20 protein-coding genes are annotated in these 17,456 nt (G+C 62.2%); 11 read left to right on the top strand and 9 right to left on the bottom strand.

The features are described 5' to 3' along the window. Window positions 1-59: 59 nt before the first annotated feature. From FHW96_RS22115 to FHW96_RS22095, 5 genes are all read right to left on the bottom strand, one after another. Complete coding sequence (locus FHW96_RS22115; protein WP_172342735.1) at window positions 60-1,211, bottom strand: TonB-dependent receptor; 1,152 nt, start codon at window positions 1,209-1,211, stop codon at window positions 60-62. 97 nt (window positions 1,212-1,308) lie between these two features. Next, entirely contained in the window at window positions 1,309-2,307 is a 999-nt protein-coding gene (locus FHW96_RS22110; protein WP_172342734.1) for a FecR family protein, read from the bottom strand. 5 nt (window positions 2,308-2,312) lie between these two features. Continuing rightward, window positions 2,313-2,927 (bottom strand): RNA polymerase sigma factor, encoded by a 615-nt coding sequence (locus FHW96_RS22105; RefSeq protein WP_172342733.1) that lies wholly within the window; start codon window positions 2,925-2,927, stop codon window positions 2,313-2,315. A gap of 50 nt (window positions 2,928-2,977) precedes the next feature. Next, window positions 2,978-3,448, bottom strand: a complete 471-nt coding sequence (locus FHW96_RS22100; RefSeq protein ID WP_172342732.1) for a Fe2+-dependent dioxygenase — start codon at window positions 3,446-3,448, stop codon at window positions 2,978-2,980. Next, the gene (locus tag FHW96_RS22095) at window positions 3,445-4,176 is read right to left on the bottom strand and encodes a response regulator transcription factor (protein WP_371815785.1); all 732 of its coding nucleotides are present in this window, start codon (window positions 4,174-4,176) and stop codon (window positions 3,445-3,447) included. Before FHW96_RS22095 ends, FHW96_RS22100 begins: the two co-directional genes overlap by 4 nt. Before the next feature lie 141 nt (window positions 4,177-4,317). Here FHW96_RS22095 and FHW96_RS22090 point away from each other — a divergent pair, with 141 nt between their 5' ends. From FHW96_RS22090 to FHW96_RS22045, 10 genes are all read left to right on the top strand, one after another. Further along, a complete protein-coding gene (locus FHW96_RS22090) occupies window positions 4,318-4,872 on the top strand; it encodes a TadE/TadG family type IV pilus assembly protein (protein WP_172342731.1) in 555 nt (184 codons plus the stop codon). After that, on the top strand, window positions 4,869-5,402 hold the full coding sequence (locus FHW96_RS22085) for a TadE/TadG family type IV pilus assembly protein (RefSeq protein WP_172342730.1): 534 nt from the start codon (window positions 4,869-4,871) through the stop codon (window positions 5,400-5,402). The genes FHW96_RS22090 and FHW96_RS22085 overlap by 4 nt, the downstream gene beginning before the upstream one ends. Further along, window positions 5,399-6,934, top strand: a complete 1,536-nt coding sequence (locus FHW96_RS22080) for a pilus assembly protein TadG-related protein (RefSeq protein ID WP_172342729.1) — start codon at window positions 5,399-5,401, stop codon at window positions 6,932-6,934. The genes FHW96_RS22085 and FHW96_RS22080 overlap by 4 nt, the downstream gene beginning before the upstream one ends. A 191-nt stretch (window positions 6,935-7,125) precedes the next feature. Continuing rightward, complete coding sequence (locus tag FHW96_RS22075) at window positions 7,126-7,419, top strand: hypothetical protein (RefSeq protein ID WP_172342728.1); 294 nt, start codon at window positions 7,126-7,128, stop codon at window positions 7,417-7,419. Beyond that, window positions 7,380-7,691, top strand: a complete 312-nt coding sequence (locus tag FHW96_RS22070; protein WP_172342727.1) for a TonB-dependent receptor plug domain-containing protein — start codon at window positions 7,380-7,382, stop codon at window positions 7,689-7,691. Before FHW96_RS22075 ends, FHW96_RS22070 begins: the two co-directional genes overlap by 40 nt. A gap of 98 nt (window positions 7,692-7,789) precedes the next feature. Further along, complete coding sequence (locus FHW96_RS22065; RefSeq protein WP_172342726.1) at window positions 7,790-9,076, top strand: TonB-dependent receptor domain-containing protein; 1,287 nt, start codon at window positions 7,790-7,792, stop codon at window positions 9,074-9,076. A gap of 649 nt (window positions 9,077-9,725) precedes the next feature. Beyond that, complete coding sequence (locus FHW96_RS22060) at window positions 9,726-10,598, top strand: hypothetical protein (RefSeq protein ID WP_172342725.1); 873 nt, start codon at window positions 9,726-9,728, stop codon at window positions 10,596-10,598. Window positions 10,599-10,727: 129 nt separating this feature from the next. Next, window positions 10,728-11,123, top strand: coding sequence for a hypothetical protein (locus tag FHW96_RS22055; RefSeq protein ID WP_172342724.1), 396 nt, complete (start codon window positions 10,728-10,730; stop codon window positions 11,121-11,123). Further along, complete coding sequence (locus tag FHW96_RS22050) at window positions 11,113-11,379, top strand: hypothetical protein (RefSeq protein WP_172342723.1); 267 nt, start codon at window positions 11,113-11,115, stop codon at window positions 11,377-11,379. Before FHW96_RS22055 ends, FHW96_RS22050 begins: the two co-directional genes overlap by 11 nt. Window positions 11,380-11,381: 2 nt before the next feature. Next, entirely contained in the window at window positions 11,382-12,476 is a 1,095-nt protein-coding gene (locus FHW96_RS22045; protein ID WP_172342722.1) for an aldose epimerase family protein, read from the top strand. A 101-nt stretch (window positions 12,477-12,577) separates the two neighbouring features. Here FHW96_RS22045 and FHW96_RS22040 read toward each other — a convergent pair whose 3' ends face one another. Next, a complete protein-coding gene (locus FHW96_RS22040; protein WP_305849711.1) occupies window positions 12,578-14,206 on the bottom strand; it encodes a TonB-dependent receptor domain-containing protein in 1,629 nt (542 codons plus the stop codon). Between the two features lie 12 nt (window positions 14,207-14,218). Beyond that, entirely contained in the window at window positions 14,219-14,599 is a 381-nt protein-coding gene (locus tag FHW96_RS22035; protein WP_172342721.1) for a hypothetical protein, read from the bottom strand. Window positions 14,600-14,835: 236 nt separating this feature from the next. On the opposite strand from FHW96_RS22035, the gene FHW96_RS22030 reads away from it, so the two are divergent. Then, window positions 14,836-15,366: a heme-binding protein gene (locus FHW96_RS22030; protein WP_172342720.1), complete on the top strand. Its 531-nt coding sequence runs from the start codon at window positions 14,836-14,838 to the stop codon at window positions 15,364-15,366. 146 nt (window positions 15,367-15,512) lie between these two features. Here FHW96_RS22030 and FHW96_RS22025 read toward each other — a convergent pair whose 3' ends face one another. Both FHW96_RS22025 and FHW96_RS22020 read right to left on the bottom strand, forming a co-directional pair. Then, window positions 15,513-16,631 (bottom strand): OmpA family protein, encoded by a 1,119-nt coding sequence (locus FHW96_RS22025; protein WP_172342719.1) that lies wholly within the window; start codon window positions 16,629-16,631, stop codon window positions 15,513-15,515. A 154-nt stretch (window positions 16,632-16,785) separates the two neighbouring features. Beyond that, window positions 16,786-17,160 carry a hypothetical protein gene (locus FHW96_RS22020; RefSeq protein ID WP_172342718.1) on the bottom strand — a complete coding sequence of 125 codons (375 nt, stop codon included), beginning with the start codon at window positions 17,158-17,160 and terminating at the stop codon, window positions 16,786-16,788. Window positions 17,161-17,456 lie beyond the last annotated feature (296 nt).

The following is a 17,456-nucleotide window of genomic DNA, read 5'->3' as shown; positions in this document are numbered from 1 at the left end:
ATAATGCTGCATCCAGAGGCCGGACAGACGAGAGCACCTGACTACGTGCCAGATCTCATTTAACGCTTGCTTCTTTTGGGGCGTCCACAGACGACTTTCCACAACACCTTGCTGCCCGCGCCATTATGCAGGCGCACTTCGCCGGTATATTGGTTGAACCGGTCGAATTCCTTGAGCGTGGCGTTCTGAAACGGGGCAAAGGTGGTGGACCACGGGGCCAGATAGATATTGGCGGTCTCGCCGCCCGAGATCATCGTATAGGAGCCTTGGGCATCGAGCGCGACGCCATTGTCGAAATCATAGCTGCCGCTGGCGCCAAAGGCGTGCTGATAGATGCTGGTGTGGGTGGTGTTGACCGGGTTGGAGGGCGATTGCGCCCACGGATCGCCGGTGTGGTTGATGGAATCGCCCGCATAGACCGGCACCTTGTTGGTCAGGACCGGAAAGACGTTCGAGCCATTGCCCGCCCCGCCCACATGGTCGACCTCATAGGACAGTTTCAGGCTGAGCGCGTCATTGGGCTTATACAGCAGCTTTGCACGCAGGGACTGCCCCTTCTGGTCGCCCTGTGCGGGGTGAAAATAGGAATCGCGTGAGATCGCCGCCCCGGCCACGCGCAGCGCCAGTTTCTCGCCCAGCGGCACATTGATCGCCACCTCGCCGCGCACCAGGCCGTAATTGCCCACGGTCAGCGCCGCATTGCCCTCCAGCTTGTTCAGCTTGGGATCGTTTGTGTAAATATTGACCAGACCGCCATCGGCATTGGGGCCATAGCGGGTTGATTGCGGGCCGGGCAGCACCTCGACGCGGTTGACATCGAACAGGCCTACGGTGGTGCCTTGCGAGGTGACGTTATAGACCCCGTCGATCACCACGGCCGATGCGCCCTGCGCGGTGCCTGCGGGCAGATCGCCGCCCATGCCGCGCACGTTTACGCTGAAACCGCCGGGCTGGGCGGTGGTCTGAACGCTGGGCAGGGCGTCGAAGATCTGCGACAGGTTAGCGGCGGCCTTGTCCTGAAGGCTCTCGCCACCGATCACCGAGACCGAGGCCGAAACCTTCTGAAGGTTCTGTTCGTGGCGCGATGCCGTCACCACGATGTCGGAAATGCCTTGCTCGCCGCCGACCGGTGCTTCGGCCGCCAGCGCGGGCGCGCCGGTCATGGCGGTGCCCGCCAGCAAGATGCCGATAAGGTGAATTGAATGCCTCATGCTTCCTCCGCATTGTCCATCGCCCCGCACATTTGCGCGCGGGGTCGGCAGTGCAGACGCAGCCTTTGAAAAAATCCGCACATGGCGGATCGAAAATTTATTCGGCGCGGCGGATCAGGATGACATCGGCCCGCCGCTCCACCCGGACGGGAAAAAGCAGGGGCAGCGCATCGAGCAGTCCTTGCGCATTGTCGGCGCGAAACACCCCGCTGACCGGCCATGCACCAAGCGCAGGGTCGGACAGCCGGATCGGCGTGGGCGCATAGCGGTTGATGTCGGCCACCACGCTGGAAAGGGGTGTATGGTCGAAATGCAGCCGCCCTGTGCGCCAGTCGCTGGCCGCCTCGGCATTGTTGGCGGCCAGACGGCTGATGCCGGTGCGGCTGTTAAAGGACAGGGTCTGGCCGACGGAGAGTTCGGTGCCCGCGGCCCCGCCATCGGGACGCAGGGCCGCCGTATCGGTTTGCGCATCGCCCACCCGCACGCGCCCCTGCGTCAGGGCCACGGTAATCAGGCCATCGCGCGCCTCCACATCAAATTCGGTGCCCAGCGCGACCACCGCGCGTGTTCCTGCGGTCACCACAAAGGGGCGGGTCGCATCATGGGCGACCTTGAAATAGGCCTGTCCGCTATCCAGCCGAATCAGGCGACGCCGGGGCGTCATAGTGACGCTGATCCGACTTTCGGCATCCAGCATCAGTTGCGAACCATCGGCCAGAGCGATGTTGCGCATGGCGCCATGGCCGGTCGAAAATACAAGCGGTTCGGGCGCGCTTTGCGTCCACCACCACCCGCCCCCGGCCAGCAGCAGAAGCGAGGCCACCACCGCCATGCCCCACCAGCGGCGCGGCGGGCGCTCATCATTGGCCGCCATCGGTCGTCTGGCCTGTTCGCGCATGGCCAGCATCGCGGGGTTCTCGGCCAGATAATCCAGCGCCGACCATGCGCAGGCCAGCCTGTCATAGGCGGCCCGGTGTGCCGGATCGCGATCAAGCCATGCCTGCCAACAGGCCCGTTCGTCGGCATCCATGCCCAGTTGCGCGCGCAGCATCCAGTCTGCGGCCTCGTCCTCGATGGGTTTTGTCGTGTTGCCCATCGTGCTTAGTCCCCCTCCGCCAAAGCCGATGCGATGCCTGTCATGCCCCGTTTTATGAGTTTTTCCACCGCGCTGACCGAGATGCCCATATGGCGGGCAATATCGGCCTGACGCATACCTTCAAAACGAAAAAGCAGAAAGGCCTGTCGCGCCCGCTCGGGCAGGGCGGCGATTTCCCGGCTTAAACGATCCATCGCTTCCTGTCCCAGCATGGCCTGTTCGGGCGAGATATCGGCGGGCGCGTGCAGTTCCTCGCAATAGCTGTCGATCATCTCGCCGCCGCGTGCCGCGCGCCGCCGATAGTAGTCATTGAGCACATTGCTGGCGGTCTGAAAGATATAGGGTTGCAGCGCGCGCACATCGGTGGCCCCATCGCGCGCGGCAAGGCGCAGGAGGACATCCTGCGTCAGATCCTCGCTTTCATGCGGGGGATCGACCCGCCGCCGGAAATAGGCATTGAGCGCGGAGCGATAACGCTGAGCCACGGTGGTCAGCATCCTGCCGTTCGCGCCCGCGCCATCGGTGTCGGTCCGGTTTTCCGGCGCGCGCGCCACATTGCTCTCCTTGCCCACCCCTTTTGCGGTGTTATCCGCGCTATAGGGGGCGGGGGCTTGCGCCATGGGATAGAAAACATGACGCGGGCCATTGGGAATTATCGGCAGGGTTGCGCCTAGCCATCGGCCCACATGCGCACCAGATTGTGATAGGTCTGATTAAATCCCAGCAGTGTTTCTGGCGGGACGGGGCAGGCGGCAAGGCCCTGAATGGCGCTGTCGAGTTCGAACAGGGTCTGGCGCTGAACGGGATCGCGCAGGATGCTCTGGACCCAGAAGAAGCAGGACAGGCGTTCGCCCGATGTGACCGGGCCGACCGCATGGATGGTGGAGGAGGGATAGAGGATCATGTCGCCCGCCTCGCCCCTTATGTCCAGCGGCATGGCGCCCATCGTGATGGACAGCGCGCCTGCCTCATAATCCTGCGGCGGGGTCAGAAAGAGCGTGGCCGACAGGTCGGTGCGTATCCGCACGCCTTGCGATTGGCGCAGCGCGCCGTCGATATGCGCGCCATAGGCTTCGCCCGCGCGGTAACGATTGAACATGGGCGGCGCGATGCGGGCGTGAAGCGAAAGCGGCAGCTTCATGCGTTTTGCGCGGTCAGCCGATAGCCATGGCCGCGCACCGTCTCGATCATGTGATGGCCGATCTTGCGCCATAACCGCCCGACCAGCACCTCCAGCGAGTTTTGCGGCACATCGGCCTGAAATTCATAAGTGGCGTCGAACAATTTCTCCCGCTCCACGACATGCTCGCGAAACAGCATCAGCCGGGCCAGAATGCGCGTTTCAAACGCGGTCAGCCGCAAGGGGGCGCTATTGAGTTCAAAGCCTCCGGTGATCGGGTCATAGCCAAGCGGACCGCATCGCAGGGTTTCTGCCTTCAATCCCTGCGCCCGGCGGACCAGCGCGCGCATCCGCAGCACCAGTTCATCTGGCAGGAAAGGCTTGGTCAGATAATCGTCGGCGCCCGCCTTGAAACCCGCCGATTTGTCGGCCCAAGCATCGCGCGCGGTCAAGATCAGCACGGGAAAATCGACACCCCGCCCGCGCAGCCCTTGCAGTACGGCCAGCCCATCAATCACCGGCAGGCCCAGATCGAGTACGATCACATCATAGACCCCGGTGCATGCCAGATGCAGCGCATCCTCGCCATTGCCGGCATGGTCCACCGCAAAGCCATGGCCATGCAGCACCCGCAGCAGCTTGCGCGCCAGTTGCTCGTCATCTTCGGCCAGCAGAACCTTCATCGCCCGACCACTCTCCCGGTTTTTATGGCCATAGGTCAGTAGCCGATGGTGATGGTCGGGGGGCATGCCGATCTGTGCCCAGAGCGATCACTTATGCGGCCATCAGAGCGCCGATCTAAGCGCGTTTCCTTAGGCGGCCTAACCGCAATCCTTTGCCCATCTTCCTGTAATCGGGGCCTTGATGAGCTGTTTTTGGGCGCAATTGAGGTGGTTTGGGTCAGACTGACATCGCACTTATCCGGTTCACGGCTGGGCTTGCGCCTGTGGCATGATCGCACGGGCGCGGCGATGGTGGAATTCGCCCTTGTCGGCCCGGCCTTTATCGCGCTGATCGTAGCGATTTTCCAAACCACCTTCACCTTCATCGCGGGGCAAGGCCTTGAGACCGCCGCCGAGGCCTCTGCCCGCCTGCTGATGACCGGACAGGCCCAGAGCGCCAGCTATACCGCCGATCAGTTCAAGACCGCCGCCTGCGCCACCTTGCCCTCCTATCTGTCCTGCAACAACCTCTACATCGACGTCACCACCGCCAGCAGCTTTTCCTCCGCGGCTCTTGCCGCGCCCACCATCACCTATGACAGCAGCGGCAATGTCTCGAACAGCTTTTCCTATACGCCCGGTTCGTCGGGCGCGATTGTCGTGGTGCGCTTCTTCTATCTCTGGCCCACGCTGACCGGCCCGCTGGGTTTTTCGCTGGTCACCACCGGAAAGAGCCAGCATTTGCTGGTGGCCACTGCGCTGATGAAGGCGGAGGGCTATTGATGCAAGGCTTGGCGATCCGGCTGATCCGGTGCTCGCGCGGGCTCGCGCTGGTGGAATTTGCCATGGTGGCGCCGGTGCTGCTGATGCTCTATCTGGGAGGCTATGTCGCGCTCGATGCGCTGACCTGCAACCGCAAGGTCACGCTGGCCGCCCGCAGCATGGCGGATCTGACCTCGCGCTATTCCGCCGTCTCCGCCAGCGACCTGTCCGCCATCGCGGGCGGGGCCACGCAGATCATGTGGCCCTATGGATCCAGCACCAGCATCACGGTGCGCATCAGCCAAGTGTTGGTGACGTCCTCGACCGCGGCCACGGTGGTGTGGAGCCAGGGCCAGAATATCACCGCCCGCGCCACAGGCGCCAGCATGGCCATTCCAGCCAATCTGGCCGCCAACGGTTCCTATCTGATCCTTGGCGAGGTCGGCTATGCCTATACGCCCCCGGCATCCTATCGCGGGTTCGGCTCGGTGGCGCTGCAGCAGGCGATCTATATGGTGCCGCGCATTTCCACCTCGGTGGCCAAATCATGATCCGGGCGCTGCGGCGCCTGTTGGGCGCATTCCGGCGTGATGCATCCGGCAATGTGCTGATGATGACCGGCTTTGCGCTGGTGCCGATGATTTTCGCCACCGGCTTTGGCGTGGATTACAGCCGGGCCATGCGGGTCAAGACTATCCTTGACGCGGCTGCCGATGCCGCCGCCCTGTCGGCGGTGTCCAATGTCGCGATGACCCAGACCACCGCCTCGGCCCAGACCATCGCGCTTGCCAATTTCAAGGCGCAGGCCAGCACGCTGACCGCCGTGACCTTCAACGCGGCCAGCGATCTGACCATTGCAGTGACCGACACATCCATCACCAGCGGAACCGGGCGGCAGGTGGTGGTGACATGGCGGGCCAAATCCACCAATATCTTCTCGACCATATTGGGCTCCTCCAGCCTTGCCATATCAGGCAGCGCTACGGCCAGCGCGCTCAAGCCGCCCTATGTGAACTATTACGTGCTGCTCGACACCAGCCCCTCGATGCTGTTGCCCACCACCAGCGCGGGACTTTCGGCGATCCGGTCGGCCACATCGGCCACGGCCAATGCGCCCTATGGCTGCGCCTTTGCGTGTCACACCAAAAATCCCCACAGCGACAGTATCTATATCCGTAATACCGCGGGGCAGGATATCTGGCTGGATTCCGGGGGCAATGCATGGCCGATTTCCAACGTCTCGAACGGCTATGTCTATAGCCCCAATTATGCGAACGGAACCCAGCCCCTCGCCCTGCAAAGCAGCGGGCAATATGCCGATGGCTATTGGCTGACGCGCAATTATGCCAGCCTTTATGGCGGATCGCTCTCGATCCTGCTGCGCATTGATGAAGAACGCAGCGCCTCGCAAAATCTGATCACCACCGCCCAGACCTATGCCACCAGCAATCAGGTCAGCTATAAGATGCAGTTCTACGGCTTTAACTGGACCCATTCGGGCGCTTCCAGCCCGCTTGCCGCGCTGACTGGTTCGATGACGGATGTGAAGAGCCTGTCGACCAGCAGCGTGCCCGATCTTTATGCCGCGCAGGACAATTGGTACAAGAACAACTGCCCCTATTACAATTCCTGCAACAGCGACATGGGCACAGAATTTGCCAATGCCATGTCCTCGCTCAACGCCGTGATGCCCGCGCCCGGCGATGGTTCGACCGCGGCCACGCCGCAGGAGGTCTTGCTTATCATTACCGATGGCGTGCCCGATGAAACCTATAATGGCGGTCGCTGGACGCGCGAATTGAACCCGACCGATCTGGCGCAATGCAGCGCGATCAAGACCAAGGGCATCACGATAGGCATCATCTATACCACCTACTCGGCCGACTCGATCACCGGCGATACATGGTCGCAAACCGTTGTCGGCCCGCACCTTTCCAGCGTCGCCAGCACCTTGCAAACCTGCGCCTCAACTTCGTCGGCGGGTGCCCCGCTGTTTTTCGAAGTGGGCACCGACGGGTCGATCACCAATGCGCTGGCGGCGCTCTTTGCCATGACGCTGCAAACCGCCCGGCTGGTGAAATAGATTAGGCCGCATAGCCACTGTGCCAAATCGGCCACAGTGAGAAAAATCGTCGCACCGCCTGCGGGATTCCTCCCTCCTGCCAACTCAGCGTCGCGAAGTGCCGAAAACGCGGTCCGGCGATCGCACCCGGCCTTCGGCCCTTATGGGGCCATTTCGAAACCAGGCCTGCCAAATCGCAGGGGGAGGACACATTGAAGACCCACCACGTATCAGCGCTTCTGCTGCTGAGCGCCAGTCCGCTTGCCTTGTCATCACAAGCGCATGGCCAGACGGCCCAGCCTGAACAGGAGATCATCGTCACCGGTTCGCGCATCATCACCAATGGCAACAACAGCCCCGCGCCCGTCACCGTGGTCAGCACCGAGCAATTGTTCCGCGCCCAGCCTTCGACAATTGCCGACAGGGCTGAACAACATGCCGATCTTTGCCAGTTCGCGCGGGCAATGTGCTCAATTTGCGTAGCCTTGGGGCGCTGCGCACGCTGATCCTGTATGACGGCCACCGCGTTCCGCCCACCACGCCCGATGGGCAGGTCAATGTCGATATGATCCCGCAAACGCTGCTTCAGCGGGTCGATCTGGTGACGGGCGGCGTTTCGGCGGTCTATGGTTCGGACGCGATGTCGGGCGTGGTCAACTTCATCCCCGACACGACATTCACCGGCCTTAAATGGAATGCCCAGAGCGGCATTTCCCAGCGAGGCGACGATAACAGCTTTCAGGCGGGCGCGGCATGGGGCACCACCGGCATCCAGTAGGGCGGCGAGGGCGCCTATTACAATATGGCCTCGCTCAAGAGCGCGCTGCGGCTCATCAGCTCTTTGCGCGCCTCGATTACGAGGTTTCCGACCATGTGATGGCCTATCTGCAAGGATCGGGCACGTTCAACTGGAACCATAACAGCCACCAGAACATCCAGATTTCCGGCACGCTGAGCACCAGCAATCCCTATCTGCCGAGCGCCTATCAGACTGCGATGGCAGGATCTTCCACCTTCACCTTCAACAAGATGTTGCAACGTGTGGCCTATCAGCCCGAAAGCCAGTCTAACCAGTTCTTCTTCCTTGGCGGGTTCAAGGGCGATCTGGGCGGATGGAAATGGGATGTTGGCGCCACCTACAGCAAGGCGACGCAAAAGACGCTGCTGCCCAACAATGTGAACAATGGCCGTCTGGCCGCCGCGATGGATGCCGTGATCAACCCGGCCAACGGCCAGATCGCATGCCGCGTCACGCTGACCAATCCTTCGGCCTATCCCGGATGCGTGCCGATCAACCTGTTCGGCGTGGGGTCGGAAAGTCAGGCCGCGCTCGATTACATCATCCAGCCCACCAGCTTTACCGCCACCACCACGATGAAGGACATTTCCGGCAGCATCACCGGCGCGCTCTTTCGCAGTTGGGCGGGTGATGTGAAACTGGCCTTCTCGGCCGAAATGCGCCAGCTTTCGCTGAAAATCGACAGTACGGCCCAGCCCACCGATCACCCCGACTGCACGGGTCTGACCTCTAATTGCACCGCCACCACCGCGCTCTATCGCAGCAATACGCAGGCCAACATACCGCTTGCCCGTCAGACGGTGAGCGAGGCCGCGATTGAGGCCGAAGTGCCGCTGCTCGCCGATCACTGGCTGGCCAAAGCGCTCAACATCAACGGCGCGGCGCGCTTTGCCCATTATGACACCAGCGGCAATGCCTTTACGTGGAAATTGGGCGGGGTGTGGCATGTGAATGATGAATTCACGCTGCGCGTCACTCAATCGCGCGACTTTCGTGCGCCCAATCTCTATGATCTTTTCGCGCCCACACAGGTCAATCCGGGCAATATGTACGACCTGCATACCAACATGACGGCGGCTTCGTATCAGATCAACGCCAGCAACCCCAATCTGAAGCCGGAAAAGGGCAATACGATCACCATCGGCGCGGTGTACAAGCCGCACTGGCTGCCGGGCGCCAGCCTTGCGGTGGATTATTACAATATCCGCATCACCGATGCGATCCAGTCGCTGGGCGGGGGCAACCTGGCGGTGCAGCGCCTGTGCGAGACGGCCGGGGGCAATTCGCCCTATTGCTCGCTGCTCGACCGCCCGTTGCCTTTTCAGCAATACGAGCGCGGCCAATTTCCCAACCGCCTTCTATAACCGCTCGATCAACATTGCCTCGGCGCGCACCAACGGACTGGATGTCGAGGCCAATTACAACAGCCGCCTGTTCAACCTGCGCCTGCTCTACACCTATCAACCCCATATCCGCTATCTGATCCCCGGCATTCAGGATCTGGACGCGGGCGGGGCAGGTTTTGGCGCGCCCAACCAGGCGCTGGCCAGTCCCAAGCATCGCATTACTGCGATGATGCGCTTCAATGTCACCAGCGATTTTACCATCGATGTCATGGAGCGCTTCTGCTCGGGCCTCTTGTGGAATGCCGATCCAACCTTCGTCTATTCCGAAGCCCCGATCAAACCGGCCGCCCATACCAATCTGACGCTGACGCATAAGGTGCGCACGGCGGCGGGCAATGGCGATGCTTTCTTCACGGTCCAGAACCTGTTCGACCGCGCGCCCTCGATCGGTTCCCAGCCCGCATGGGGCGCCATTCCCGGCCTGTTCACCGCATGGCCCAATGGCGATGATCCGATCGGCCGCTACTTCACCCTTGGGGTGCGGATGAAGATGTAATCTGACGCGCGCTTTGTCCGATCGCCCCCTGTGCGGGGCGGTCGGGTAAAGTCGCCTGCGCGCAAGCGCGGTTTAGAGTGCTGCCAGCGCGCCTCAGGGGAGAGATTCCAAGTGCGCAGCCTTATTCTTATTGCCCTCCTGCTTTCCGGCGGCGTGGGGCATGGCGCTCGCCCGGCGCCGGTGGCCGACGATGGCCTGCAGGCCGGTGCGGCGGTGCGCGACATCACGCCCCGGCATGACATGCTGCCCATGGAGCGCCCGCCGCGGGTCAAGATCACCGGTTGCCACGATCCGGTTCATGTCCGCGTGATCGCTCTGGCGCAGGGCGGGCGCAAGGCTCTGATCGTGTCGACCGAGACGGGCAAAGGCCCCTATGCCCCGCAATTCATCGCCGCGCTGTCCCGCCATACGGGCGTCCCGGCCGATGCGATTTTCTATACCGCCACCCATTCGCACGCGGTTCCCGAGATCACCGTCCCGGTCAATCTAGCCCATCGCGCCGATGGTTCGGAAACGCGCACCGAGCGCTGGGGCCAAATGGTTATGACCAATATGCTCGACGCCGCCGACGAGGCGCTACGCTCCTTGCGCCCGGCCACCATCGGCATCGGCTATGGCCACAGTTTCATCAACGTCAACCGCCTGACCGATTATCAGCGCAAGGATGCGCAGGGCAACTGGGTTCCCGCGCGCAATCTTGGCTTTAACCCCACCGGCGTCAGCGACAAGACGCTGGCCGCGATCCGCATTTCCGGCGCTGATGGCAGGCCCATCGCCATGATTATCCATCACGCGCTGCATGGCACGGTGATGCATGCCAACACGATCGACCATGGCAATACCGCGATCAGCGCCGATGTGCCGGGCGCGGTGTCCTCCGCGCTGGAGCGGGAATATCCCGGCGCGGTGGCCATGTGGCTGAGCGGGGCGGCGGGGGACCAGAACCCGATTGTCCAGCATGACTTCTACTGGCGCGATCCATAAACCGGCGAATTTGTCGAGCATTTTGCAGGTGATGCCTATCTGCTGGACTATCTGGGCGCCATTCAGGCGCGCGATGCGCAACAGGCGCTGGCCGCCGTCAAACCGGCGCAGGGCAAGCCGGAACTGGCCGTGGATTATATCCGATCCGTCATTCCCGGCAGCAATGGCGGGGATTACCGGGTAAACCTGCGGATGCTGCGGGTCGGGCCGATTGCGCTGATGGGCTTTTCGGGCGAATTGTTTACCCAACTGGGGCTGGACATCAAGAAAGCCTCGCCGCTGCCCGATACGCTGGTGGTCAACCATGTGTGGGGCGAGGCGGGAGAACAGACCGGCTATCACGCCGATGATGCGGCCAAGGCGCTTGGCGGTTTTGGCACCGATGGCCGGTATCAGCCCAGCCCTGGGGGCGTCAGACCACGCCGTCGCCCGCCCCCGCGATCTGGTCACGGTGTTGAGCGGGGAGGAGCTGTTCCGCTATTTCGGCCCGAGTCGTATCGCCACGCAGAAGGAATTGGGCCATAATCCGGCCAATTATACGAATGCCTATTTCCGCCCTACCGGATGGGGCATCGCGCAAGGGCTGAAGGCCAATATTGGCCATAATGGCGCATCCTTTGTCGGCTATGGCGACGCATGGACCCGTTCGCCGGGGGCTGATGCCCGCGATGGCCATGTCTATGGCACGTTTCTTGGCTCGACCGGGTCGCTCAATATCGGGCGCAGCGTGGCCTCGCCCTATGGCGCATTGCCGGTGATCAGCGTGAAGATCGGGCGATAGACATGGCCATGCAGCAAAGCAGGCGCGATGTCATGATGGGAGCGACGGCGATGCTGTTGCCGACCCCATCTGCCCACGCGGCCTTGTCGCCATTTGCGGTCGTCCGCAGCCGTATCTGGGGCCAGACGCCCGACGGTGCGCAGGCTGCACTTTACACGGTCGAGGCTGGCGGCATCAGGGCAGAGTTTTCCGATTATGGCGGGCGGATCGTCGGCCTCTATTTGCCTGATGGGCAGGGGGGCTTGGACAATGTGCTGATGACGCCCTCCGACCCGGTGCGGCTGACGGGCCTGTGGGCGGTGGCTGGGGCCATGATGGGGCGCTCTGCCAACCGGATCGGCGGGGGTCACTTTGTCATTGACGGACAGGTTTACGACCTCGACCGCAGCCAGAGCGGCAACACGCTGCATGGCGGGGCCGGCGCGTTTCACACCCGGATGTGGCGGGCTAGAGCCTTGGCCGATGGGGTGGAGATGCGCCTGACTTCTCCTGATGGCGAGGCGGGCTTTCCGGGGCGGCTGGAGGTGGTCCTGCGCTATCAACTGGTGGTTCGCGCCGGGCGGGCGCGATTGATCGCGATTTTGCAGGCGGCCACGACCAGGCCAACCCATGTCAATTTCACGAACCACGCCATTTTCAACCTCGACGGCGCGGGCAAGGATCTGTCCGGCATGGATCTGCGGATCGCGGCCGCTCGCTTCACGCCCGTTGGCGAGGACGGCCTGCCGCTGTGCTCCTTCTCGGCCACGGCGGGGCAGGGTTTCGATCTGGCTCGGTTTTGCCCGGTGGCAGAGCTTATCGCCGATGGCGGGTTGGATGTCAGCCTTGCGCTCGACAATCGCGGCGATTTGGCGCCGGTGGCATGGCTTTCCTCCATGCGCAGCGGGCGGCGGATGACGGTGTTCAGTGGCGAGCCGGGCCTGCAATTGTTCATCCCCGCGCATCTGCCGCAAAGGGACGGGAAGGATGGCGGCTATGGCCTGTGTCTGGAGCCGCAGCATTTTCCCGATACGCCCAACCACGGCGCAATTCCCGCAACGCTGCTGCGCCCCGGCCAGACGCGGCGCTGGGAGAGCATTTATGAATTTGCCTATTAAAAAGGGCGGCGGCCTGGGCCGCCGCCAGAGGCGGCAAGGGTGAGCAATAGCTTGCCGCCATAAGGCGCCTCGGGACATGCCGAAGCGTCCCGGCAGAGCGCTCAGAACTTGCCGCGAATGCCGAAAGTGAAATAGCGCCCGATCACATCGTCACCGGCGACAAATTCGCCGAACTGGCCCGGATTGGGATTGCCCCAGAAACCGGCGACCGGCGGCGTGACATTGAACAGATTAGAAATGTTCAGGAACATCTGCGCCTTGGCCCGGCCCATCGGCACATCAAGGCTGGCACCCAGATTGGTATAGGCCACATCCTTGATCGTGTCGGGCGCGGCCACCACCACCGCCGGGCTGGAATGGTAATGCAGTTTCGCGCGCCAGCGTTCAGAGATGCTGATGCTCAGATTGTCGGTGACCTTATAGTCGAGGAAGGCGGTGACGCGCCATTTCGGCGTCGCCTGAACCCCGTTCGAGCCAAAGGCTGCCCCTGCATAATCATTGTCCACTACGCCTGCCTGTTTGAAGCGCACATGTGGCTGCCATGTCGCCATCACGCGCAGGTTGAGCGGCTGATGGTTGAGGCTGGTGCGGTAATTGAGTTCGATATCGGCGCCATAGGTGGTTTGTTCGGCGATGTTGATCGGCAACTGATACCATGTCGTCACGGCATTGGCGCTGCTGAGCGCATTGGCCGCATTGGCATCGTAAATGCCCAGCCCGCGCGCCACCAGCGCGCAATAGGGCGAGGCGCCTTTGCTGTCATAGCACACCTGCTGCGGCTCGGTGCTGTTGCCCTGCACCAGATAGATGAAGTTCTTCACCTTGATGTCGAAATAGTCGATGGCAAGGCTCAGCTTGCTGGTCGGGCGGAACACCGCGCCCAGCGAGATCGTATTGCCGATTTCGGGCTTCAGATTGGGATTGCCGCCATTGACCGTGGGTACGTTGATCGTGTTGAGCGGGCTTTGCGCCGGATTGGCCGAGGCGGGCAGGAAAGCATTGTCGCGGTTGATGGTGATCGACTGATTGGCGATCCAATTGACCGTGCCGACGCTGTATTTGTCGACATAGGAGATGCTCTGATTGAACTGGAGATTGTCGGTGATGTCCAGATCGAGCCGCGCAAAGAACTGCTTCATGTCCAGCGTGGCGCGGATCTGGCCATTGTAATAGCCGCCATCGCCGCCGCATTCATAGGGCAGGTTGGTCGGGATCGTTCCGCCTGCGCAGCTCTTGCTGCCATGGTTGAAGGCGCCCAGCGTGCCGCCCGCCAGAAATTGCTGATCGGCCAGTACGCCGCTGTTGATTTTGCCGCCAAAGGTTACGTTGTTCTGGCGCGCGCCATTCATCGGAAAATAGGGCGATGCCGCCGTGCCCGCCCCTTGCAGCGTGCGCACATCATTGCCCCAGGGCCGCGCGAATTTGGAATCGATGCCATCGTCCTTGCGCCATGTCGCGCCCAGCAGGATATGGGCGCGATCATCGAAGAACTTGAAGCCGCCCGCCAGCCCCATGTCCACCGTGCCGCCGTCACCATAGGTGGAGATGCCCTTTTGGATGTTGAATTTGACGCCGTTGAACCCCGTGTCGGTGACGAAATTGGCCACGCCCACGATGGCATCCGAACCATAGACTGCCGAGGCGCCGCCCGTGACGACATCGACGCGCTTGAGCAGCATTTGCGGGATGGTGTCGATATCGACAAAACCCTCGGGCGTGCTCATCGGCATGCGGTGCCCGTCTCAAAGGATCAGCGAGCGCGCCAGACCCATGTTGCGCAAATTCAGCACGTTGAGCGCATTGGTGCTGGTGGCGGGTGCCCCTGCCGCGCCGCTGGTGCCGGTGTTTGAATATTGCGAGCGCGACCCGGCAAAGATCGGCAATTCGCTCAGCGCTTCGGACAGATTGGTCGGATGGGCGGCCAGCAGGTCGACCGCGCTGACCACGGTGACGGGTGTGGGCTGATTATTGCCATTGGCCACCACGCGCGATCCGGTGACGATGATGGCAGGGTCGGTGGCTGCATTGGCCGGCTTTTCCGGTTTGGTTTGAGCAGCAGCGGGCGCGCAGATGGCAAGAATGCTGACGGATGCGGCCAAGGCCGCGCAGAAGCGCAGTTCCATAAATCCCCCCTCCAATTGCCGCCGCCCTGTTTTGGGCGGTCGGTCAAAACGGTCCTTGCGGACGCTCCATTGGTAAGGGCGATCAGGAATGAGCTAATATTGATTTGAGTGACGGATATATTGAAAATACGGAAAGTGCCCGGGCCCGCCACTTGGCAGTCGGGCATGACCTGCTAGCCTTTCCCTATGAAATCTGCGGCGCAACAAGCCGTCAGACGGGTTGAGGGGAAAAATTTATGCATCACAAGATTTCGATGGCGCTGGGGGCTGTTGCCGCCTTGGCGATGATGCCATCGGCGCAAGCCCAAACGGCGCCCCAGACCGCGCCGCCTCCGGCAAAGCCCGTTTCGGCCGCGCTGATCACGCTGGCGCAGGCGATCAGGATCGCCCAGAACACGCTGACGGCCTGCGCGGCGAAACAGGAAACCGCGGCGGTGTCGATCACCGATGCGGACGGCAATCTTCGCGTGGTGCTGTCGGCCGATGGGCTGAATCCGGTCGGTTTGCGCACGGCCCCGCTCAAATCGGCCACCGTCATGCAATTCCGCCAGTCCACCCGCGCTCTGGGCGAGCGGCTGGAAAAGGATGCGGCCTTTCGCGACGGTCCGGGCAAGGACACGCGCTATTTCTTCCATCCCGGTGCGCTGCCGCTGTATCGAGATGGGCAATTCGTAGGGGTGTTGGCGGTGGGCGACGGCCATGACAAGGATGAGGCATGCGCTCTGGAAGCTCTGGCCAAGGAGCCTGACCTCAAGGTCGCGCCGTGATGGAGGCGTAAAACCAATTCTTGGGACTGAAGTTTAGATGCGTTCAATGAGCCAAGCATCCCGCCCCATAAAGGTTCAGGGGGAGGTGCCCATTCCGAAGATGGGCGCCTCCCCCTTGAAGCAACGAACCTTTACCTTAAATCCGCTCAGCGATTTTCAGTCGGCGCCGAGGCTGGCTTTTCAGGACGCGGGGCCGGAGCGCCGACAAAAGTGATTTCCACCCGGCGGTTTTGCGCTTCGCGCACGCCCGGCCCGGTGGCCACACGCGGCGAACTGGCGCCGTAGCCCTGAACGCTCATGACCTCGCGGGGGACGCCATGACCGGCCAGATAGGCCTTGACCGATTCCGCCCGGCGCAGCGACAGTTCCTTATTATAGGCTTCCGTCCCGCTGGTGTCGGTATGGCCCGCCAGTTGCAGGCTGGCATAGCCGGTCTGCTGATAAGAGCTGCTGGCCTTATCGAGCGTGGCGGCTGCCTCGCTGGTGATGTCGGCGCGGTTCCAATCGAAGAAGACCAGATAGGGGCCCGGATTTTCAACCGCGGCTACGGGCGAATAGGCCATGCTGGGCGGCGGGGGCGGCACATACGCCGGGTTGGTCGAGCCATCCGGGCGCAGGCGGCACGGGCGTCCAAGGGCATTGTAAACCTTGAAGACTTCCTCGTCCGAGCACATCAGTTCGCGCGCGGCATCGCGGTCACCGATGGTCTGGGCCAATTCGCGCGCGTTGAGGCGGCGGACGCAATGATGGTCCTGCCATGTCGTGCCGCCCGATGCGCCGAAGCCCAGCACCGAAACGCCCAGTGAGCTGGAACCCATGCAGGTTTCCGTCAGCGTGGTGGTCAGCGCGGGAGCCATGACGGCCGGTGCGGTCTTGATCGTCTGATTGGCCGGATAGACCGAATTGTTGTTGATGGTCTGGCTGTTGCCCTGCGTCGATTGGTTCGACGACTGGTTCGAGGAACTCGAACTGGTGTTTGCGGTGGAAGTGGAGCCGGATGTCGAATCAGCGGTCGTATTGGTGATGTTGATCGGATTGGACACCGAATTGGAATTGGAATTGGCCCCAGAGGTCGATCCCGACACCGAACCCGACGTGGTGGTGGTGTTTTGAACCGGATTGGCATTGGCGGCGGCATCCGAACCCGAAACTGCGCCCGCATTTGAACCCGAAGTGGAGGTGCTGGTTTGCGCCAGCGCCATGGATGGATTGAGAGCACCGCTGATCAGTGCGACGGTGCTGATTGCTGTCCAGAGCCTATGCATAGTGATCCTCCTGACTGTGGCTCCGAGCGCCTGGCGCCGCCGGATCCCCCATGAAAGCAAGCGGACGTTGATCGGGCAGGCTGCTTGCCCCCCTGCTCGAGCGAACGAGGCACACGGGGGAGGAGGTCATCCTCCCCCGCTGCATTGTTCAGACTTAGTGGTGGCTGGTGCTGTAAGCGATGGCCCCAGCGCCATAGAGACCGACCGCGCCGCTGGTCTGGCTGGCCGTGCCGCCATGGCCGCTGGTCGAGGAGCCGCCGCCCTGCACCGCGCCGCCCATGCTGCCCGCCGAGGTCGTGGTCGTGGTGGTGCCATGATGGTTGGACAGCGAGGCCGACGATCCCGCTTCGCCGCCCGCCAGCACCGCGCCGCCCGCCATCGCACCGCAATGCGATCCGCCGCAGGAGGTCGAGCTGCCCGCGCCAACCGAGGTCACCGAGATGCTGCCGGCACCCACACCCGACTGTGCCATGGCGGGGGCGACGAAGGCCAGGCTTGCGCCCACAGCAAGTACATAGTAAATACGCATGAGGTATTCTCCATATTTTTGCATGCCATTAGTGCGGATGGCGTGCTGACCGCTTCATCCCCTGTTGGGAATTCTTGAAATTTGAGATTTTGTTCTGATCGTGATCGAATGGATTGTTTTCGACCGATGTCAGGAAAAATAGGCGTTTCTCGGTAGGAAGTAATAAGTTTTTCATCCTAAGGGATAGTACGTAGTGCGAATCGGGGTGCTGATGATCGGGCCGATCGGCCTGATCAGCGCTAAATAGACGACCGGACTTGGAAACTTGGCGATCAGCGGCAGTATTGCCCCATCGC

Origin of the sequence: Novosphingobium sp. SG751A, from assembly GCF_013149295.1 — a bacterium.
GTDB lineage: Bacteria > Pseudomonadota > Alphaproteobacteria > Sphingomonadales > Sphingomonadaceae > Novosphingobium.
The sequence above is the reverse complement of the archived record's forward strand: the minus strand, read 5'-3'. Positions and strand labels throughout refer to the sequence as shown.